At 65.2% G+C, this 20,166-nt stretch carries 21 protein-coding genes; 8 read left to right on the top strand and 13 right to left on the bottom strand.

From position 1 onward, the window contains the following. Positions 1 to 82 precede the first annotated feature (82 nt). The 3 genes from CHINAEXTREME_RS14850 (at position 83) to CHINAEXTREME_RS14840 (ending at position 3,054) form a co-directional block, all read left to right on the top strand. Positions 83 to 958, top strand: a complete 876-nt coding sequence (locus CHINAEXTREME_RS14850; protein ID WP_007142979.1) for a phosphatase PAP2 family protein — start codon at positions 83 to 85, stop codon at positions 956 to 958. Between the two features lie 126 nt (positions 959 to 1,084). Further along, positions 1,085 to 2,554 carry a cryptochrome/photolyase family protein gene (locus CHINAEXTREME_RS14845; RefSeq protein WP_007142980.1) on the top strand — a complete coding sequence of 490 codons (1,470 nt, stop codon included), beginning with the start codon at positions 1,085 to 1,087 and terminating at the stop codon, positions 2,552 to 2,554. Between the two features lie 185 nt (positions 2,555 to 2,739). Beyond that, entirely contained in the window at positions 2,740 to 3,054 is a 315-nt protein-coding gene (locus CHINAEXTREME_RS14840; protein ID WP_007142981.1) for a HalOD1 output domain-containing protein, read from the top strand. 18 nt (positions 3,055 to 3,072) lie between these two features. On the opposite strand, the gene CHINAEXTREME_RS14835 is transcribed toward CHINAEXTREME_RS14840, so the two are convergent. From CHINAEXTREME_RS14835 to trmB, 7 genes are all read right to left on the bottom strand, one after another. Next, the gene (locus CHINAEXTREME_RS14835) at positions 3,073 to 4,041 is read right to left on the bottom strand and encodes a sugar phosphate isomerase/epimerase family protein (RefSeq protein WP_007142982.1); all 969 of its coding nucleotides are present in this window, start codon (positions 4,039 to 4,041) and stop codon (positions 3,073 to 3,075) included. 62 nt (positions 4,042 to 4,103) lie between these two features. Continuing rightward, positions 4,104 to 5,171, bottom strand: coding sequence for a Gfo/Idh/MocA family protein (locus CHINAEXTREME_RS14830; RefSeq protein WP_007142983.1), 1,068 nt, complete (start codon positions 5,169 to 5,171; stop codon positions 4,104 to 4,106). 113 nt (positions 5,172 to 5,284) lie between these two features. Next, on the bottom strand, positions 5,285 to 6,466 hold the full coding sequence (locus CHINAEXTREME_RS14825; protein ID WP_007142984.1) for an ABC transporter ATP-binding protein: 1,182 nt from the start codon (positions 6,464 to 6,466) through the stop codon (positions 5,285 to 5,287). A 4-nt stretch (positions 6,467 to 6,470) separates the two neighbouring features. Next, positions 6,471 to 7,493: a carbohydrate ABC transporter permease gene (locus CHINAEXTREME_RS14820; protein WP_007142985.1), complete on the bottom strand. Its 1,023-nt coding sequence runs from the start codon at positions 7,491 to 7,493 to the stop codon at positions 6,471 to 6,473. Next, positions 7,493 to 8,536, bottom strand: a complete 1,044-nt coding sequence (locus CHINAEXTREME_RS14815) for a carbohydrate ABC transporter permease (RefSeq protein WP_010546842.1) — start codon at positions 8,534 to 8,536, stop codon at positions 7,493 to 7,495. Before CHINAEXTREME_RS14815 ends, CHINAEXTREME_RS14820 begins: the two co-directional genes overlap by 1 nt. After that, positions 8,526 to 9,992, bottom strand: coding sequence for an extracellular solute-binding protein (locus CHINAEXTREME_RS14810; protein ID WP_007142987.1), 1,467 nt, complete (start codon positions 9,990 to 9,992; stop codon positions 8,526 to 8,528). Before CHINAEXTREME_RS14810 ends, CHINAEXTREME_RS14815 begins: the two co-directional genes overlap by 11 nt. A 316-nt stretch (positions 9,993 to 10,308) precedes the next feature. After that, entirely contained in the window at positions 10,309 to 11,373 is a 1,065-nt protein-coding gene (gene trmB / locus CHINAEXTREME_RS14805; RefSeq protein ID WP_007142988.1) for an HTH-type sugar sensing transcriptional regulator TrmB, read from the bottom strand. A gap of 182 nt (positions 11,374 to 11,555) precedes the next feature. Between trmB and CHINAEXTREME_RS14800 the strand changes: the two genes are divergently transcribed. Together CHINAEXTREME_RS14800 and CHINAEXTREME_RS14795 are read left to right on the top strand one after the other, a co-directional pair. Further along, complete coding sequence (locus CHINAEXTREME_RS14800; RefSeq protein ID WP_007142989.1) at positions 11,556 to 12,617, top strand: mechanosensitive ion channel family protein; 1,062 nt, start codon at positions 11,556 to 11,558, stop codon at positions 12,615 to 12,617. Positions 12,618 to 12,689: 72 nt separating this feature from the next. Continuing rightward, entirely contained in the window at positions 12,690 to 13,127 is a 438-nt protein-coding gene (locus tag CHINAEXTREME_RS14795; protein ID WP_007142990.1) for a universal stress protein, read from the top strand. Positions 13,128 to 13,154: 27 nt separating this feature from the next. Here CHINAEXTREME_RS14795 and CHINAEXTREME_RS14790 read toward each other — a convergent pair whose 3' ends face one another. Beyond that, positions 13,155 to 13,565, bottom strand: coding sequence for a universal stress protein (locus CHINAEXTREME_RS14790; RefSeq protein WP_007142991.1), 411 nt, complete (start codon positions 13,563 to 13,565; stop codon positions 13,155 to 13,157). A gap of 180 nt (positions 13,566 to 13,745) precedes the next feature. Between CHINAEXTREME_RS14790 and CHINAEXTREME_RS14785 the strand changes: the two genes are divergently transcribed. Next, complete coding sequence (locus CHINAEXTREME_RS14785) at positions 13,746 to 13,985, top strand: DUF5816 domain-containing protein (RefSeq protein WP_007142992.1); 240 nt, start codon at positions 13,746 to 13,748, stop codon at positions 13,983 to 13,985. 216 nt (positions 13,986 to 14,201) lie between these two features. Continuing rightward, a complete protein-coding gene (locus tag CHINAEXTREME_RS14780) occupies positions 14,202 to 14,510 on the top strand; it encodes a DUF7116 family protein (protein WP_007142993.1) in 309 nt (102 codons plus the stop codon). 30 nt (positions 14,511 to 14,540) lie between these two features. On the opposite strand, the gene CHINAEXTREME_RS14775 is transcribed toward CHINAEXTREME_RS14780, so the two are convergent. Then, the gene (locus tag CHINAEXTREME_RS14775; protein ID WP_007142994.1) at positions 14,541 to 15,743 is read right to left on the bottom strand and encodes a pyridoxal-phosphate-dependent aminotransferase family protein; all 1,203 of its coding nucleotides are present in this window, start codon (positions 15,741 to 15,743) and stop codon (positions 14,541 to 14,543) included. 102 nt (positions 15,744 to 15,845) lie between these two features. Here CHINAEXTREME_RS14775 and CHINAEXTREME_RS14770 point away from each other — a divergent pair, with 102 nt between their 5' ends. Beyond that, a complete protein-coding gene (locus CHINAEXTREME_RS14770; RefSeq protein WP_007142995.1) occupies positions 15,846 to 16,046 on the top strand; it encodes a dodecin in 201 nt (66 codons plus the stop codon). Positions 16,047 to 16,144: 98 nt separating this feature from the next. Here CHINAEXTREME_RS14770 and CHINAEXTREME_RS14765 read toward each other — a convergent pair whose 3' ends face one another. From CHINAEXTREME_RS14765 to CHINAEXTREME_RS14750, 4 genes are all read right to left on the bottom strand, one after another. Then, the gene (locus CHINAEXTREME_RS14765) at positions 16,145 to 16,519 is read right to left on the bottom strand and encodes a HesB/IscA family protein (RefSeq protein WP_007142996.1); all 375 of its coding nucleotides are present in this window, start codon (positions 16,517 to 16,519) and stop codon (positions 16,145 to 16,147) included. Between the two features lie 142 nt (positions 16,520 to 16,661). Next, positions 16,662 to 18,407 carry a methyl-accepting chemotaxis protein gene (locus tag CHINAEXTREME_RS14760; RefSeq protein WP_007142997.1) on the bottom strand — a complete coding sequence of 582 codons (1,746 nt, stop codon included), beginning with the start codon at positions 18,405 to 18,407 and terminating at the stop codon, positions 16,662 to 16,664. A 65-nt stretch (positions 18,408 to 18,472) separates the two neighbouring features. Next, on the bottom strand, positions 18,473 to 19,753 hold the full coding sequence (gene hisD / locus CHINAEXTREME_RS14755) for a histidinol dehydrogenase (RefSeq protein ID WP_007142998.1): 1,281 nt from the start codon (positions 19,751 to 19,753) through the stop codon (positions 18,473 to 18,475). 110 nt (positions 19,754 to 19,863) lie between these two features. Beyond that, positions 19,864 to 20,073, bottom strand: a complete 210-nt coding sequence (locus tag CHINAEXTREME_RS14750) for a hypothetical protein (RefSeq protein WP_007142999.1) — start codon at positions 20,071 to 20,073, stop codon at positions 19,864 to 19,866. Between the last annotated feature and the right edge of the window lie 93 nt (positions 20,074 to 20,166).

Genomic DNA, 20,166 nt, shown 5'->3' with positions numbered 1-20,166 from the left:
AGTGCGTGACCCATCTCGAGGTCGGTCATCGCCGACCCCAACCACGTTCTATTAATGGGTCATGGATCCTACCTCGAGACGAATGACGCTCGCCGCCGTCGTCCTCGAACTCGCCCTGGTCGTCGCGACGATGCTCGCGGTCGCGACCCTGGTCGTCGTCGGGCCGCGACCGGTAGCGACGGCCCTGAACGACTTTCGATGGCGACTCAGGGCCTGTCTGTTGCCGCTTGCCGCGCTCGCGGTCGTGTTGCTTCTCCGATGGGCGACCGTCGACGTCGTCGTGCGTCTCGAGCGGGAAGTGATCGGCAACCCGGTCACCTCGTATCTCTTCGAATTCGAACGGGTAGTCTTCCCCGAGTATCCGGTGGTCGTCCTCCAGTCGTTCCAGACCCCGGAAGTGACGGCCTACTTCGTGTTCGTCTACATCTACGGCTACGCGTTCCTGCTTTTGTTCCCGTTCGTCGCGTACTTCGCGCTCGAGGAGATGGAGGAGCTATCGACGCTGATCGTCGCGTTCGCGGTGAACTACGGTGTCGGCCTCGTCTGTTACGTCCTCTTCCTTTCGATGGGGCCGCGCAACCTCGAGCCGACGCTGTTCGAGGGGCTGCTGTACGACGCGTTCCCGCAGTCGCGGACGCTCACGAACCAGGTGAACCAGAACACCAACGTGTTCCCCTCGCTGCACTCGTCGCTGTCGATGACCGTCTTCTTCATCGCCTGGCAGACCCGTGAGAAGTATCCGCTCTGGGTACCCATCTCGGGCGTGCTCGCCATTAGCGTCGTCGTCTCGACGATGTATCTGGGGATCCACTGGTTCCTCGACGTCGTCGCCGGGACGGCGCTGGCGGCCGCGAGCGTCTACGTCGCCCGCAACTACTCGATCGAAAGCGCGATCAGCGGGATCCGCGGGTACCTCGACGGTCGACTCGGCCGCAACGGGCGACCCGAACGCGACTAACGGGGTACTCTGGACCGAAAAACGAGCGAGGCCCCACGCCGTCTCGGAACCCGTCGGCACCGATGGCACGCCGACGCCAACACTGATGCCCCGCACGCTTTCAGTTCTCGAGTGGTCAGATCCGATATGATCGTTCACTGGCACCGCAAGGATCTGCGGGTGCGGGACAACCGCGGGTTGGGACGCGCCGCGGCGATGGGAAACCGCGACGATGAGGGCGAGGGCACGGGAGAGGGCGAGAGTGAGGGCACGGGTGAGGACGCCCACATCGTCCCCCTGTTCGTCCTCGATCCGACCGTCCTCGAGCACGCGTCGCCGGTCCGGGTCTCCTGTCTGCTCGAGGCGCTGGGGGGGCTTCGCGACCGGTACCGCGAGTTGGGCAGCGACCTCCTCGTGTTCCGTGGTGAGGCCAGCGAGGTCGTCCCCCGAGTCGCGGCCGAGTACGACGCGGAAGCCGTCACCTGGGGCGAGGACTATAGCGGACTCGCCGCCGAACGGGACCGCGCCGTCACTGCCGCGCTCGAGGACGACGGGGTCGAAACGGAGACGGTCTACGACTCGATCATTCACGAACCGGGGTCGATCACGCCCAACCAGGGGGATCACTACTCCGTCTTCTCGTATTTCTGGAAGAAGTGGCGCGACCGGGAGAAGCCCGCGCCCGTCGAGCCGCCGGCTGCGGACGACCTCACGGACCTGCACGGCGACGACGGCACCGATCCGTTGCCCTCGCTCGCGAATCTCGGGTTCGACGAGCCGAAGGCGTCGACCCGGCCAGTGACTCAGGCGACGGCCCGCGAACGCGTCGCGTCGTTCTGTGCGGGCCCGATCTACGAGTACGACGACCGCCGCGACTACCCGGCGGCGGGGGCGACCTCGCGGCTCTCAGTCCACTACAAGTGGGGAACTATCGGCCCCCGGGCCGTCTACGCGGCGACCGAGCGGGCGATGGACCGGGCCTCGAGCGACGACGAGCGGGACGGGGTGACGGCGTTTCGTCGACAGCTCGCGTTCAGGGAGTTTTACGCCCACGTGCTGGCGTTCAACCCGGAGATCGTCTCCGAGAACTTCAGCGACGCGACGGGCGAGATCGACTGGCGGAACGACCCCGACGAGTTCGCCGCCTGGAAGGCCGGGAAGACCGGCTACCCGATCGTCGACGCCGGGATGCGACAGCTTCGCGAGGACGGATGGGTCCACAACCGCGTCCGGATGATCGTCGCCGCGTTCCTGACCAAGGACCTCCTCGTCGACTGGCGGAAGGGGTACGACTGGTTCCGGTACAACCTCGCCGATCACGACACGGCAAACGACGTCGGTGGCTGGCAGTGGGCCGCCTCGACGGGGATGGACGCCCAGCCGTACTTCCGGGTCTTCAATCCGACCAAACAGGGCCAGGACTACGACCCAGACGCGGAGTACATCCGCGAGTACGTGCCGGAACTGCGGGACGCGTCGGCCGACGAGATCCACGACTGGGGCTCGCTCTCCGATGCAGAACGGGAGCGTATCGCCCCGGAGTATCCGGCGCCGATCGTCGATCACGGGGAGCGTCGGGAACTCGCGATCGAGACGTTCGAGCGGGCGCGTGACTGATTCGGTCTGCTGTACCGGCTTCCCGGCCCGATCGCAGGGGTTTGCGGTTCGGCCAGCAGTAGTTTCCAGTGATCCGTATAAAAACAGTAACTGCTTTCGGTAACATCACGGCAGCGTGCCCCCTCGACCGTATTGTCAGGATATTGGGCACCATTCTTATCCGCGTGAATCTATTACGTCGAGACATGTCCTCTCCCGGAAATACGTCGACGGCGAGCGGAGAGGTGCCTCCCTCACAGGCTATTATCGAAGCGATCGCCGCCCAGGAAGGCGTCGATCCCACCGAGATGGAGCCCCCGGAGTACGAACCTCTGTATTCGGTCGTCAACCCGGAAGCGCTCGACTCGCTCTTTCGAACGTCTCACGCGACCGGTCAGCGGAACGCCGTCGTTGCGCTCGAGTACGAAGGCTACGACGTCGTCGTCCACGGCGACGGCCGCGTCGACGTCCACGAATCAGGCTCCGACGAGAGTCCCCTCGTCGACCGAGTCCTGGAGTAAGGGCCCCGAATCCGCCAGTCACTCGGCCCAGTAGGCCTCGCCAGGCTGGGTCTCGAAGACGACTCGCTCGAGCAGTTCGATCGCCTTCTCGAGGCCTTCCCGTGAACTCGTCAGCGAGTCCTCGTGTTCGATGCTGAGCGCCCCGTCGTAGCCGACCATCCGCAGGGTCGAGACGACGTCTTTCCAGTGGGATTCGTCGTGGCCGTAGCCGACCGAGCGGAACAGCCACGAGCGGTTGGGTTCGTCGTCGTAGGCGGTCGTGTCGAGAACGCCTTTCTCGCGGGCCATCGCCTCGTAGATCCGCGTGTCCTTTGCGTGGACGTGATGGATGGCGTCGCGTTCGCCCAGATAGCGGATCGCGTCGGTGACCGAGATTCCCTGCCAGTAGAGATGTGAGGGGTCGAAGTTCGCCCCGACGCGTTCGTTCGTCTCCTCGCGCAGTCGGGCCATCCCGTGCGGTTCGTAGACGAGCATATTCGGATGCATCTCGATCGCGACGTCGACGCCGTGGTCGTCGGCGAACGCGGCCAGATCGCTCCAGTAGTCGACGGCCTGCTCCCACTGGTACTCGAGGGCATCGGCGTGTTCCGGCGGCCACGGGGCGGTGATCCAGTTGGGGACCTCGTCGTCCGGTCCGCCGGCCGGGAGCCCGGAGAAGCAGGTGACGACGTCGACCTCGAGCTGGTCGGCCAGTCGAATGGCCTCCCGGAGTTCCGTATCGGCCTCCTCGGCCCGCTCGTCGTCGGGATGTAACGGGTTGTTGTGGGTCGCGAGCGCGCTGATCCGCATGTCGTGGTCGTCTAGCAGGTCACGCACCTCGGCCTGGGCGTCCTCGTCGTCGAGGTACTCGGCCCGGGGGAGGTGGTCCTCTCCCGGGTGGCCGCCGACGCCGGGCTCGATGGTGTCGACGCCCAGGTCGTCGAGATAGGCCAGGGCGTCGGCGAGCGTTTCATCCGCGAGCGGCGGGGTATGAACGCCGATCTCCATGGATCGGCGAACGGTCCCGGTTTCAATAAAACGGTGGCACCCGGACACCTCTTCGCAACTCGTCACTCGTCGATCGGAATCGTTCGGCCCTCCTCGCTCGAGCGATAGATGGCGTCGACGATCCGCTGGACGGCAAGCGCCTGCTCGACGCTGTCGTCGTCGGGGTCGTCCGCGGCGATACGGTCGAAGAACGTCCGCTGTTCGTCCGTGTGCGTATCGTTCTGGCGCGTCTCGATCGACGTATCCTCGAGGTGGTCCGGGCCGATCTTGCTCGCGGAGTAAAAGGAGAGGTCGCCCTCGAGCAGGTCGAACCGGGCGGCGGATTCGGTGCCCCGGACGACGAACTCGTGGTTCGCGGGCCGGTTGGTCGCCCACGCGACTTCAAGCGAGATCGACTGGTCGTCCGCACAGCGGACGAACGCGCTGGCGGAGTCGTCGACGTCGAACCCCGCCGGTCCCGCGTCGTCGGCCCACATGTCGAGGTACGCGTACTCCTCGCGGGAGCCGAACTCGCTGCGGGCGATCCCGCTGACTTCCGTGACCTCGGGGTAGTCGAGCAGATACATCGCGAGGTCGATCGCGTGGACGCCCAGATCGATGAGTGCGCCGCCGCCGGCGATCTGTCGTCGGGTGAACCACGACCCACGGCCCGGGATGCCGCGGCGTCGGACGTAGTTCGCCTCGACGTGTGAAACCTCGCCGAGATCGCCGCGGTCGAGCCGGTTCTTGACGATCCGGACCGCGTTGGCGAAGCGGTTGTTGAATCCCACCATGCAGTGACCGTCGGCCTCCCGTGCCGCCTCGGCGATTCGTTCGGCGCTTTCCATCGAGTGAGCCAGCGGCTTCTCGAGGAGCACGTGCAGGTCGTGTTCGAACGCGTCGATCGCGTACTCCTCGTGGTACTTGTTCGGCGTCGTGATGACGACGGCGTCGAGCGTGTCGTACAGATCCCGATGGTCCTCGTAGACGTCGACGTCGTACCGTCGCGCGAACCGCGTCCGGGCGTCGGTGGCGACGTCCATGCCGCCGACCAGCGGCACGTCCAGATCGACCAACCGCTCGGCGTGGTACTGTCCGATGTTACCGAGGCCGACGATTCCCGTCCTGATGTCCGTTCGATCGGTTGTCATCTCTCTGTGGTCCGGCGTTCGGTTTCGAGCCTATACACTGGTCATCGCTATATCGAATCTTGGACTGGATCGACTTTGTTCCGTCGCCGGCAACCCGCGTCGCGGGGAAGCGATCAGCCCGCTTTCGACGCCTCGCCCGATTCGGGCCCGGAGCGCTCGACCAGTCCGTGGAGCAGCGCTTCGCCGGTCGCCGCATCGAAGAGGTGTAGCTTCGACCGATCGAGCACGACCTCGAGGTCCTGTCCCTCGTGGACGTCGGTATCCGGCGTGATGCTCATCAGCAGTTGGTCGGACGCGGTCGCCGGATCCTCGGCCATCGAGCGGCCGGCCTCCTCGGCCAGCAGGAGGTAGACGAAGACCTCGTCGCCCATCGGCTCGAGGACGTCGGATCGGGCGTCGATCGGATCCGTCGGATCGGCCAGTGAGTCCGCGTACCGCCGCAGGTGGACGTCTTCCGGTCTGACGCCGAGCGTGACCTCGTCACCGACCGACACGCCCGACAGTCGACCCGGATCGAGATCGATGTTGAAGTTATTCGTCTCGAGGCCGCCCTCGACGAGCGTTCCCTCAGCGAAGTTCATCGACGGCGAGCCGATGAACCCCGCGACGAACAGGTTCGTCGGTTCGTTGTAGCACTCCAGCGGCGGGGCGATCTGCTGGAGTTTCCCGTCGTTCAGGACGGCGATCCGGTTGGACATCGTCATCGCCTCGGCCTGATCGTGGGTGACGTAGATGATCGTCGCGTTCAGTTCCCGATGGAGCCGCTGGAGCTCCGTGCGCATGTGGACCCGCAGCTTCGCGTCCAGGTTCGCCAGCGGCTCGTCCATCAGGAACACGTCCGGATTGCGAACGATCGCGCGGGCGATGCCGACCCGCTGTTGCTGGCCGCCGGACATCTCCGCCGGCATTCGATCGAGCATCCCCTCGAGCTGGACGATATCGGCGGCCTCCTCGACGCGACGACGGACCTCCTCGTCGTCGTACTTCCGCAGTCGGAGGCCGAACGAGATGTTCTCGTAGACGTCCATGTGGGGGAACAGCGCGATGTTCTGGAAAACCATCGCGACGCCGCGATCCTTCGGGGCGAGGCCGGTGACCTCGTCGTCGCCGATGTAGACCCGACCCTCGGTGGGCTCGGTCAACCCCGCGACCGTCTCCATCGTCGTCGACTTCCCACAGCCCGAAGGGCCGACGAAAGTGACGAACTCACCGTCCTCGACCTCGAGGCTGATGTCGTCGACTGCCGTTTCGTCTCCGTACCGTTTCGTGATATTCTCGAGTCGTACTCGTGCCATTGTGTTACTCCTTGAGTGCTCCTGCGGTGAGTCCGCTGACGATCTTTTCCTGTGCGATAACCACGAGGATCGCGACCGGGATCACCCCGATGATACTCGCGGCGGCCATTAGATGGTAAAGCACCTCGTACTGGCCCTGATAGGCGAGGATACCGTCGAGGATCGGCGCCCAGTTCTGGGGCTGGCCGTCGGTCATCAGGAACGAGAAGAAGAACTCGTTGTAAACCGCGATGAACGTCAGCACGCCGGCGGTCGCGACGCCGGGCGCCGACAGCGGAATGATGACCCTGAGCAGCGCGCCCAGTCGGGTCGTCCCCTCGACGCGGGCCGCGTCCTCGAGCCCGTCCGGGATCTGCGAGTAGAACGTCGTCAGTATGAAGATGGCGAGCGGCATGAAGATCGCCGACAGCGGCGTCACCAGCGCGAACGGCGTGTTGTAGAGGGTCCCGTCGCCGGTGATCGGCTCGAGGAAGAAGAACGAGGTGTTAAAGAGGTCGTTTAGCGGGATGAAGAACGCCGCCGGCGGGAAGAACGAAATGATCAGCACCAGCAGCATGAGCGGCGTCCGGCCGGGGAACTCGAGGCGGCCGAAGGCGTACCCCGCGAGGCTGGCGACGACGAGGACGACGGCCGTCGAGGCCAGCGCGATTATGAAGCTGTTGAACATGTAGATGTGGAACGGGATGACCTCGAAGACCTCGATGAAGGCGCCGGGGTTGAACCCGTTCGGCGTGAAGACGATGTCCTGAAGCTGCCCTTCGGGCGTCAGCGCGACCATGAGCAGCCAGTAGAACGGGAACAGGGTCGTGAAGAGGAAGAAAATCGCTGCGACGTAGAACAGTGCCCGGTAGACCCGTTCGGGGTTCTCGATGGAGTTGGCGGCCCACTGCTGGAGCGGGCCGCGGTCGAGTTCCGCGTCGCGGCCTTCCTTGAGGACGTTTCGTCCGCCGTCGGGCCGGCGGAGCGTCGGGTCTCTCGGTCGGTCACCAGTGTCGTTCGGATCGGTGTGTTCGTTCGGATCGGACATCAGTACATCCCTCCTTCGGTGTCGCGGAAGAGCACGACGTAGCCGCCGATGATCAGGCCGATAACCAGTGCCGTCGAGAAAGCGACGGCGGCGGCCGTCGCGTAGATTCGCGTGCCGCCGAACATCGCCTCGACGACGAGGCAGGTCAGTGAGGGCACGGTCGTGCAGCCGGCCGTCGACTCGATCAGCCCGAAGACGCGCATCGCGTCCATGGTTCGGAACAGCATCGCGACCAGCAGCGCCGGCATCACCAGCGGCAGCGTGATCAGTTTGAACCGCTGCCACGGCGAGGCTCCGGCTACACGGGCGACGTCGTACAGGCTCCGATCGACGCTCTGCAGTCCCGCGAGGATCAGCAGCGCCATGAACGCCGCGGACTTCCAGATGTCGGCCACGAGGATGATGATGAACGCGTCCCGGCTGTTGGCCAGCGGCGTCCCGCTGAAGACGCCGATGCTCTGCATGAGGTCCGAGCCGAATCCGACGGTCGGCTGGAACATCAGGAAAAAGATCATCCCCTGAATGACGATCGGAACCGCCCACGGGAGGATGATCGCGACGCGGACCCAGCGTCGGCCCCGGAAGTCCTGGTCGAGCACGTAGGCCTGCCCGAACCCGATCAGTGTCTCCATGACGACGCTGATGATCGCGAACGCGAGCGTGACGAACAGTGCTTGCTGGAAGAACGGCGTGCCGAATTCGATGAAGGGGAACGACGAGGTCAGCCCGATGTCGAGGAACTGCCGTGCCAGCCGCGCGTTCCCGGTGAGGATGTCGATGTAGTTCTCGATGCCGATGAATCCGCCGAGCGGATCTATGCCCCGCGTCTGGTCCGCCCGGAGTGACATAACGAACGTCCGGATCATCGGATAGAACGCGACGAGCGTCAACAACGCGAACGCCGGCAGCAACAACAGATACGCGTAGGCCGTCTCGCTCAGCCCCTCCATCCAATTGACGACCGCGTTACCGGTCCGTTCTCGGTCCTGACTCCGTCCGGTTTCACCGCGGGTCAGTCCATCCGTATCGGTATCAGTTGCCATTCGTTTGCACCTCCGATTCGCTCTGCTCGAGTTCTTGCGCGAGGTCGTTCATGGCCGCCTCGGGCGCCTTCGCGCCGCGGTAGGCCGAATTGACCGACTGGTAGACCAGCGCCGACTGCTCCGGCCAGAGATCGGTCGCGGGACGGGGAATCGCGTTGTCGCTGGCCGCCTGCACGACGTCGCCGTAGCGGGCGACCGGACCAACGTCGTCCGGGCTGGCCTCCGCGACCAGATCGAGATTCGGCGGTAGGTATCCCCCGAGTTCGAAGACCGTGAGCATGACCTCCTCGCTGGCGAACGCCTCGAGGACCTGCAGCGCTTCCTCCTTGCGATCCGAGAACGGGCTCACGACCAGGTTCCAGCCGCCGAGCGCCGCGGCGGTGCCGCCGGTGCCGTCGAACTCGGCCTCCTCCTCGGGGACCCCGATCGGGCACGTCGTGACTCCGAGGTTCTCGCCGAAGGCCTCCTCCGCGCCGGTCTGGGCGATCGCGAACGACCAGTTCCGGTTCGCGACGGCGTTGCCGGCGTCGAACGGGCTGAGCGACTGTTGTTCGGTCCACTGGATGATCGGCGACGGGCAGATCTGGGCGTAGCCGTCGAGGGTGTTCTGGTTCTCGCCCTCGATGAACGAGCGCATCATCCGAATCGCGTCGATGACCGGCTGTTCGTCGACGGTGATCGGCCGGTCGCCGGCGGTGAAGAGGTTGTTCACGCCGCCGAAGTACGCCCCGCCCCAGCTCGTCATCACCTCGTTGAACGTACAGCAGGACAGCCCCTCGTAGGCGGCCGCCTGCGTCGTGTACCCGTAGTCGAGTCCTGCCTGTTCCCTCGCGTCGCTGACCGCGTTTGCGAACTCTTCCCACTGCGGCGGATCCGTCGCCCAACTACTGGTGTCGTAGCCAGCGTCCTCGAGATAGTCCTCTCTGTAGAGGGTAAACCCGAGGTCCGGGAACAGCGGTAGCCCGTGGAGGTCACTGGACTCGGGATGACGGGCCGTCTCAAGGATCGCGTCGAGGTAGTTCTCGTTGACGTATGAGAGCGTCTCCCCGGGGAGTTCTTCGGTCAGGTTGACCGTCTGATTGCGGAGGACGAACGGAACCGTCCAGCCGCTGTCCATCATGTGGATGTCCGGCGGGGCGCGACCCGCCTCGAGCGCCGCTTGCGCCGTCTGCATCCGGGATGCGGAGTCGCTGACGACGGTCTGGATCTCGATGCGGATGTCCTCGTCGAGACCGGCGTCCCAGAGCGCCTGTTGAACCGAGGGTTGGTCCCCCTCGCTGTGTATGATCCCCTCGACACCCGAATCTGCGGTCATCACCACGGTGTTCGATCCGGGACCCCGTCCGAGACAACCGGCGATCGCCGTCGTTCCGGCCGCGGCGACCGCAGACACGCCGGCCACGAACGAGCGCCGGGACGATTCCTCACGACATCGTCCTGTGGTGTCGTTTCCCATCCGAACTAATCACACGACGTTCGGACGGTTAACGAACTGGCTTGCACGACCCGACCCGATTCGAACGGATACCGTCCTGCGTTTCGTAACGCCGTGTTATTATACCATCACTTTTATCGGGGTCAAAATCGGTGACACGATGGCGAAGGCGCGACGGTACCCTGTATACCTGTGCCCGAGGTCGGACCGAAAACCGGACGGAAACCGGAGGAACGAGACGGGAGCGAGACCGAAGCGGGACGAAAAGCCGACGATTACTCCGACCGACGCGAGACGGTCGAACCGGGGAACCGCCGAGACCGGCGACGAAACCGGGTTACTCCTCGAGCGTCGGCGGTTCGTGGCGGCCGATATGGATCTCGTGGGCTTCGAGGTCCTCGAGCGCGGCGACGCGGCCGCCGACGGTCACTTCGCGTCCCTCCTCGTCCTCGAGGGTCATGCTGGCGACTTCCTCGCTGACCTCGAACGAGACGTCGACGATCCGGCCGCGAACGATCTGGGTGCTGCCGACCTCGACGTCGCGGCCTTCGATCGTCGCGTAGAACTCGCCGCCCTCGTCGATGACGTCCTTGACACAGCGGCGGATCGAGGCGTACTTGCGCGGGTAGGTCCGCGCGGTGCCGTCCTCCGCGAGGGTGCGTTCCGCGGTCGTCCAGAGGACGGTCCCGAAGAACCCGGAAACGAGGAAGCCGAGCGCCGAGCGGTTGAAGATGACCCCATAGCGGTCCTGGTCGTCGCGCAGCGCGTCCTGGGTCGCGTAGACGGAGTAGTTTCCGTCCGCGACGGCGACGACCGGGGTCGTGATCCCGCGGCGCGCACGGGCCGTCGTCGCGACCGACAGATAGTCGAACTCCTCGGGTGCGGGCGCTTCGCTCGCCGGCGTCACGATCAGGTCGACGCTGACGCCCGCGTCGACGGCGGCCTCGAGTTGGTCCTGGAACCGTGTCAGCAGGTCCGGCGTCAGCGACAGGGAGAGTTCGTACTCCGCGGAGTCGATGACCTCCTCGAAGTACCGCAGGATCGTCGATCGGGACTTGACCAGTGACACCGCCTCCGTGTCGCGGGCGGGGGCCGTGTAGCGGGCCTCGAGTTCGTCGATCATCTGCTCTAGGGAGCTCTGGACGTCGTCGAAGGCTTCGGCGGGGTCGATCGCGACGACTTTCATCGGGCGGGACTCCCGCAGTTCGACCAGGCCGCGGTCGCTGAGGCTGCGGACCGTGTCGTAGACGCGGGGCTGTGGAATCTCGGTCCTGTCGGCGATCTCGCTCGCGGTGAGCTGTCCCTGTTCCAGGACGGTGAGATAGGCATCGATCTCGTACTCGCCGAGGTTGAACCGGTCCCCAACGCGCTCGACCGTCGAGCGCAGTTCGTCTGGTGCCATACGCCGCTGTAGGACCCCTACGGATAAATGATTTATTATACACCGAGTAGCATCTGTTTTCGAAATCGGGTTGTCCTCGTCGGATAGCGATACTTCGCCGAAGAAAGCGTCACGGGCGCGATAACGCGGATGGCGGCGGACCGGTCAGAACCCTTAACCACCACGGGGCTGAGTGTGTTCCCATGTACGGCGACCTCCAGGGAGAGGAGTCCGGGGGCGACCCCGGTGCCGGCGCCGAGTCCGAGGCGACCGACGGGCTCGTCGAAGCCGCCAGTTCGTTCCCCAGCCTCGAGGAGATCGCCCTCGCGCTCGTCGTCCTCGTGATCGGCTGGTTCATCTCGAAACTCGTCGTCCGGATGGCGGGCCGGACGGTCGCACAGCGGATCGAACGCCCCAGTGTTACGCGAACGGTGCTTCGCGGCGTCAGGGTCTCCGTCCTGCTCGTCACGCTCATCGTCGTCGCGTACATCCTGGGTGTCAGCGGCGGCGAAATCTTCCTCTCGGTGACCGTCATCTCGGCCGTGATCGCCGTCGTCCTCGCGCCGCTGGTTGGAAGCCTGATAAACGGCTTTTTCGTCCTCGCGGACCAGCCATACGAGATCGGTGACATGATCGAGGTCGTCGATCAGGGCCACCGTGGCTTCGTCGAGGACATCACCATCCGGTACACGAAGATCTTCACCCTCGAGAACACGTTTATCGTCATCCCGAACTCCGAGATCCAGCAGCGAGACGTCGTCAACTACTCCGCGGAGGACGAACGGACCCGGATCTCGGTGCGATTCGACATCACCTACGAGAGCGACCTCGAGACTGCCCGGACCGCGGCCGAGCGGGCGGCCCGCAGCGTCGACGAGGTTATCTCGGGCGGGCCGGACATCCGGATCGGGAGCGCACGGTACGCCGCCGCCCCGGTGTGTGCGATCGACCAGTACGCCGACGACGGGATCTCGCTCGTCCTGTACTTCTGGATCAAGAACCCCTACAAGCAGGCGCTCGTTCGCTCGAGCGTTCAGACAGCGATCCGGGAGCGGTTCGCGGACGCGGACGTCGAGTTCGCGTACCCCCATCGCCACCACGTGTTCGACGAGACCAGCGGCGTCGCGCGGATGGCGGTCGACGGTCGGGAGTCGGAACCCCGTCCCGAACCCGCCCGCGCGTCGCCGTCCGACGGCTCGCCGATGGGAGCGGAAGCCGACGACGGAGCGCGCGAGTCGGGAGACTCGAGCGGCCCCGGGGAGTAACGTCGCCGGAAACTCCCGCGAACGGGGGATTTGTGGGTGTTTTTATGGTTCTCTTTGCCCAACCCTTACGCGATGTACGACGACGTCCTCATTCCGACCGACGGCAGCGACACCGTCGCCGAGACGCTGTCGCACGCGCTCCCGATCGCAGCGGACAACGACGCGACCGTCCACGCGCTGTACGTGGTGGACAGCCGTATCACGGCGGCCGCGAGCGACGGCGACGCCGACGTCGAGTCGACCCTCGAGTCCGAAGGCGAGGCGGCGATCACCGAGGTCCAAGATCGCGCCGCGAACGCCGGGCTCGACGCCGTCGGCGAGATCCGCAAGGGAACGCCCGCGAAGACGATCCTCGAGTACGCCGACGAGCAGGGGATCGACCTGATCGTCATCGGGACGCGCGGCAAGAGTCCGCGGGAGAAAGTCGTCTCGATGGGCAGCGTTTCGGAACGAGTCGTCGACAGCGCCTCGGTTCCGGTGTTCGTCGTGCGGGACGCGGACGACGGGTGAGACCGATCGATCGGCGCGTCGGGCGCGTCAGGCGCGCTGTCGCTCGACAGTAATGATCTCGCACTCGAGGTGGTCCCGCAGGAACGCCTCGATGTCGGGGTTGTTCGTGAACCGACGGAAGAGTCGCCGCAGTCGGCTCGCGCGCTCGCTGCCGATCACGACGATGTCCGCGTCCTCCGCCGCGACCTCGTCCAGAATGCTCTCCTCGACCAGAAAGCCCGTTCGTACGACGTACCGGGCGTTTTCGAGCGGCCCGAACGTGCGCTCGACCGCGTTTTTCAGATCGATTCTCGTCACTTTCTTCCCGTTCTGGTAGAGGTCCACGTGGAGGATCGTCATCGCCGCGTCCCGATCGCGTGCGACCTCTATGGCCCGCTCGAGCGTCTTGCGGGAGTGTTTCGTCAGGGGATATCGAACGGGAACGACGACCAGCGTCATTACGTCCTCGAAGGATTCCCGCGTGGGTAAAGGTTTCAGTACCGACGTCACTCGTGGGTAAGAGTAGCATACCCGTCGGTTCACGGCCAGGAACGATTCCACGACGAACGGACGACGATCGCGGATCGTGACTCGAGTCGGACGAACAATCCTTTATTCGAACGGCGGATACGAGTGGGTATGCAACGGACCGAAACGGACGACGGGGACGCGGTCTACGTCTCGGAGACCGAAGGCGACAGAGGGTCGAAAGGTCCGTTCCTCGTCGCCTACGAGACGCGAGACGCCGATCGACGGTACGGCTGGTTCTGTTCGAACTGCGAGAGTCTGGACAACGCCATGGATGCGATGGGCCGGATCAAGTGTAACCGGTGTGGGAACTTCCGCAAGCCGACCGAGTGGGACGCCGCTCACGAGTAGTTCCGCGTTCGCGTCCGTGCATCGTCGAATCCGCGTCGACTCGCGCCGCTCGAGAGTAATCGGGTATTGTCGAACTGAACACGGACTTTCTTCGATAATTCCTCTGTTTTCGTCGACCTTCGGTAGTCAGCCGTCGAATCGTTCCGGTTGACTCGTTCACAGGCGAAGATTTATGTGCACCCCTGGTGTAACCGTAGATGAATGGGTCCTGTTAACATGCGACTCGTCGAGCAGGCCAGGTCGATTTTCGCAGAGCTCGGATACACCGTCGAGGGTAACGGACCGGCGTTCAGAGCCGAACGAGCGTGGAAGGTCGTCCACGTCAACACGGTACTCGAGACGGAGACACTTCCATCGTCGTCGTCCGGAGAGTTCCACTGTTTCGTCGCGCAAGCGGGAGATGCCGACGACCTCGAGGAACGGCTCACCAGTTCCGATCCCAACTACGAGTGGGCGATCATCGTCGTCGACGGGGACGACTATCAGGTCGAACGAGCCCCGCCAGGACCGCGAGTAACGGCGTAGAAAGGTCGACTTCGACTTCGACTTCGATTTTTATTCGAGCGCGCGACGCGTCGCAGTGACACCTGCGCCCGGATCGACGTCCGCGCCCATCGACTCGAGGACGTCGCCCAGCGCCGTCACCACGTAGATCACGTTCTCGGGTCGCGCGGAGTGGCCCATACAGCCGATGCGGAAGATCTCCCCCTCGAGGTCGCCCAGGCCGCTGGCGATCTCGAGGTCGTACTGGTCGATCAGCGCGTCACACACCTCGCCGTCGTCGACGCCGTCGGGCACGCGGACGGCGTTCAGACTCGGCAGCCAGTAGTCGTCGGGGGCGTTCATCTCGAGGCCCATCGCCTCGACGCCGGCTTTCAGCGCGCCGGCGAGACGTTCGTGGCGGTCCCACCGGTTCTCGATCCCCTCCTCGGCCACGAGCCGGAGCGCCTCGCGGATCGCGTAGACGTTCGTGATCGGCGCGGTGTGGTGGTAGGCCCGCTCGTCGCCCCAGTAGCCCTCGAGCAGGGAAAGATCGAGGTACCACGAGCGCGGGTCGGTCTCGCGGGAGAGGACCTTGTCCATGGCCTCGTCCGAGAGGGTGAGGGGACTCGCCCCCGGCGGGCAGGAGAGACACTTCTGGGGTCCGGAGTAGGCGACGTCGATACCCCACTCGTCGACGCGCAGTTCCACGCCACCCAGCGAGGTGACGCTGTCGGCGATCACGAGGGCGTCGTGGTCGTGGGCCGCCGCGGTGAGTTCGGAGACGTTCGGCTGGAGCACACCCGTACTGGTCTCGGCGTGGACGAACCCGAAGACGTCCGGGTCGTGTTCGGCCAGCGCGTCGGAGACGTCGGCCGGCTCGAGGGGTTCGCCCCACGGCGCGTCGACCTCGACGACCTCGCCCCCGGCCCGGCGGGCCATCGACGCCATACGCCCCCCGAAGTAGCCGTTGGTGGGGACGAGCATCGTGTCACCGGGTTCGACGACGTTCCCGATCGCGGCCTCCATCGCCGCCGACCCCGTTCCCGAGACCGGGATCGTCCACTGGTTGTCGGTCCGGAACGTGTACCGCAACAGCTCCTGGACTTCGTCCATGATCTCGACGAACGACGGGTCGAGGTGGCCCACGAGCGGCGTACTCATCGCCCGTAGTACTCGGGGATGGACGTCGCTCGGTCCCGGCCCCATCAGCGTCCGGTCCGGCGGCGTCAGCTCTCCGACGTCGGGTGCCTCGACTGAATCCTCGGCGTTTGCCATACGTAAACGTGATACTCGGATCCACAAAAACGTTCACTCCTCGCGACGGGAGCGCACTCACGGCGTATCTTTAAGTTATCCTGTCATGTAGTGACGACCGCAATGGTTTTCAAGAAGATCACCCTGATCGGGACCAGTTCGGAAAGCTTCGACGCCGCGGCAGACGACGCTATCGACCGCGCCGAGGACACGCTCCAGAACGTCCACTGGGTAGAAGTCGACGAACTCGGGGTCGAAGTCGCCACGGCGGACGAACGGGAGTATCAGGCCGAAGTCACCGTCGCCTTCGAACTCGAGGACTGAATCGGTCGAGGCGACGCCGGTTTTCGAGGGTCGTCGGACGCCCGTAGGACGGAAACGGTAGGAGAGAACGGGTGGAAACTCGAGTAGCGTGGCGAACGTTACGTCCGGAAGGACTCGCCACAGCCACACTCGCTGACGACGTTGGGGTTTTCCACGTGGAAGCCCTCGGCCTGGAGACCGGACTCGTAATCGAGGATGCTGCCCTCGATATACTTCAGACTCGCCGGATCGACGAACACGCGTAGCCCGTGGTGTTCGTAGATCGTGTCGTCCTCGTCGGGACCGTCGTCGAAGCGCATCCCGTAGGAGAGGCCGGCACAGCCACCCTGCTGGACGAAGAGGCGAAGCCCCGCCTCGCCGTCGTCCAATCCTTCGTTCTCGAGGAGGGCGAGAGCCTGGTCTGCCGCCTCCTCGGTGACCTCGATTTCCGGCTGGGTCTCGACCCCTCCACCGCCCGTGCTGTCCGTGCTCATACTCTCCCTTTCCGGCGCGACGATGTTAACCTTGACGCCCCGTTATTCGGCGGGGCGAAACCGATTTCGGTATCGCCCCGTCGAACCCGGTCCATCGATCCCGGCGCTCTCGGGCGATCCGTGCGACCGGATCGGTTCGCCGTTACCGACTCCCGTACTCGCTCCCTCGAGAACGCTCGACAGCGTCACCGTCCGCTACTTCCTCCAGATAGTCGACCATGTCCTCGATGGCGTCCCGCTGGGCAGCGGTCCGCTCGGTCACTTCGCCGATCCGCTCCTCGATCCGGTCGGCGTCGTTGGCCACGCCGTCGGCCTCCGACGCGACCTCCTCGACCGACGCGGCCTGGTCGTCGTTGGCGTCGGCGATCTGGTCGATCCCGTGGGCGGCCTCGTCGACCGCGTCCGCGATCTCCTGGAGGTTCTCGATCGCGACGTCGATCTGCTCGTTGGCCGTCGCGATCCTGCCGTTGGTTCGCTCGGTGACGTCGACGGTTCGTTCGGTCCGGTCGTGAAGATCCTCGACCCGACTCGAGATCTGCTGGGTGTGTTCTTTCGTCTCGCTTGCAAGCGACTGGACCTCGTTGGCGACGACGGCGAACCCGTCGCCCTCCTCGCCGGCCTGGGCCGCCTCGATGTTTGCGTTCAGCGCGAGGAGGTTCGTCTGGTCCGCGATGTCGTTGATGACCTCGATGACCTCGTCGATCTCGTCCATCCGCGACTCGAGTTCGGTCACGGTCTCGACGAGTTCCTCCGAGGCCTCGAGGACCTCGTCCATCTCCTCGCGGGCTTCACGGCTGACCTCGACCCCGTCGTCGGCCGCTTCCTGGGCCTGTTCCGCGGCGGCCGACACCTGGTCGGAACTGGCCGCGACCTCTTCCATCGTCGCCGAGAGGTCACTGATCTCCTCGACGATCGCCCCGATCGAGTCGGTCTGCTCGCCGACCTGCTCGTCGACGTCGGCCGCGGCTTCGGCGATCTCGGCGGCTTCGGCCGAGAGCTCTTCGACCTCGTCGCCGATGCCATGGATCGTCGTCTCGACGTGGGCCGCGATCTCGTTTATCGTGTCCGTGATCCGTTTGATATCCTCGTCGAGGACGTCGTGTTCGTCCGTATACTCGACCCGCGCCGAGAGGTCTCCCTCGTTGAGCGTCCGCCCCGTCTCCGTGACCTCCGTCACCAGATCGGCCATCGCCTCCCGTCGCCGGATGACCGCCGTGTTGTCCTGGACCAGCTGGATCACGCCCTGGAAGGAGTCGCGCTGATAGATCGGCGTCGCGACCGAGTGGACGTGAACCGTCTCCCCGGCGGCGTTTTCGAGTTCGCGCTCGAGTTCGTACGCGCGCTGGTCGCGGCCGGAGCGTTCGGCGTCGGTCCCGCGGTGTGCGCTCTCCGGGTTCTCGACGACCTCGTCGGCCAGCGTCGTCGTCCGATCGTCGCGGAAGAAGGCCCCGGCGTCGGTCTCGCCGAGGACTTCTTCCCGGTCGACACCGGTGAGAACCTCGAGTTCGCGGTTCCAGCCGATGATCCGATGTTCCGTATCGAGGAGGAAAGCGGGCTGGGGCAGCGTATCGAGGAGGGCGTCGGTCGCGATATCCAGGTTCTCGTCGGCCGAGTCCCGTCCGCCGAGCGTGTCCGATTCGGCTCGGTCGTCCTCTTGCCGGCCTCCCGTCGTCGCTCCACCGTCGGTCGCTGTCGTGTTCGCGGCACTCCCGTGGCCGTCTCCGTCCGCCGTTGCCGTCTCGTTCCCCGCGTCCGTACTCGAACTCGAGTTCGGCGTTCGGCTCGCTTCTACACTGGAGACCGATTGCTCTCCCGTCTCCGAGTCCGTTTTCGACGTTGACTCAGACTTCGACTCCGACGAGAAAAACTTCGTTAGCGGGTTACCCATACCACGGGTCTCGGTTACCACGGGGTATTTGTTATGGCCGATTATGTCGGGGTTTTCCGGAACGCCTACCGCTCCAGTCGCTTGCGAACGCTCTCCGCGTGGGCCTCGAGCCCTTCCGCCTCCGCCAGAGTCGTCACCGTCTCGCCGATCGACTCGAGCCCCTCGCGGGAGAGTCGCTGGACCGTCGTCGATCGGAGGAACGTCTCGACCGAGAGCCCGCCCGTCACGCGGGCCTCGCCGTTGGTCGGCAGCACGTGGTTCGTCCCGCTGGCGTAGTCGCCGGCCGCTACGGGCGTGTTCGGCCCCAGGAAGACACTTCCCGCACTGTCGATTCGCTCGAGGATCGACTCCTCGTCGTCCGCGACGACCGCCAGGTGCTCGGGTGCGTACTCCTCGGTGAAGAGGATCGCCTCGCTCATCGAGCGTGCGAGCAACACACCGCTGGCGTCGTTGTCGAGCGCGGATCGAATCACGTCTTCGCGCTCGCGCGCGTTCGCCTGGTCGTCGACGGCCGCCGCGACCGCGTTCGCAGTCTCCTCGTCGTCAGTTACTGCGACGACCGATGCGTTCGGGTCGTGCTCGGCCTGGGCGACGAGTTCGGCAGCCACGAACTCCGGATCGGCCGTCCCGTCGGCGACGACGACCACTTCGCTCGGTCCCGCGAGAAAGTCGATCTCGACGTCCCCCCGCACCTCCGCCTTGGCCGCGGTGACCCACTTGTTGCCCGGCCCGACGATCTTCTGGACGCGCGTGATCGTCTCGGTCCCGTAGGCCAGTCCCGCGATCGCCTGTACGCCGCCGACGCTGTAGACCGAGTCCGCCCCCGCGGCGTGGATCGCCGCCAGCGTGGCCGGGTTCACCTCCTCCGCGGGCGGGGTCACGACCGCCACGTGCTCGACCCCCGCGACGACCGCCGGCACGACCCCCATGATCGCGCTCGAGGGGTAGGCCGCCGACCCCCCAGGGACGTAGACGCCGACTCGCTCGATAGGCCGAAATCGCCGTCCGAGTTCGCGCCCGTCGCCGAACTCCTCGCGCCAGTCCGCCGGGAGTTGCGCCTCGTGGAACTCTCGAACGTTCGCTGCGGCGTCCTCGATCGCCTCGCGAAGGTCGTCCTCGAGGTCCTCGTAAGCCCGTTCGCACTCGTCAGTGATCTCGAGGTTGCCGACCTCGACGCCGTCGAACTCGCTCGTGTACTCGCGGACGGCGACGTCGCCCTCCTCGCGCACGCGATCGACGATCTCACGAACGTCCCCGCGTACGTCCTCGATGCCGGCGTCGCGGTCGAAGAAGGCGGCGCGATCGCCGGGTCCGAGGTCCTGAATCTCCGTGACGTCGATACTCATGTGCTCGGGTTGGCGCGGACGTCGAAAAACGGTTTCCCTCTCGGCGGCTCGTTCCTGTCCAACCCGTTCACGTCCAAACGAACGCTCGCGCACGCACGAGAGATTGCCGGCTACTTCACTTCCCAGACGCCGATGGCATCGAACGTTGCGCGCACGAACAGGTACACGAGCAAGAGGAACCCGCCGACTGCCACTGGTGCCGAGAGCAGTCGCGCGGTCTCGAATCCGACGAGAATCTGCCCGACCCCCCGGAGTACGAAACTCAGGAAGACGATCCCGAACGCGACGATGGCGAGTTTGACGAAGCCCTCGCGGTCCATACTCGAGGGTTCGTGCCCCGTCGCTAAATCGTGTTGATCTCGGGCCTGGTTTCCTGCCCGATGTGACGGGTAGCGACGTATCGGGGCCTGCTT

This window comes from Halobiforma lacisalsi AJ5, from assembly GCF_000226975.2.
Taxonomy (GTDB): Archaea; Halobacteriota; Halobacteria; order Halobacteriales; family Natrialbaceae; genus Natronobacterium; species Natronobacterium lacisalsi.
This window is presented reverse-complemented; position numbering and strand designations above follow the sequence as displayed.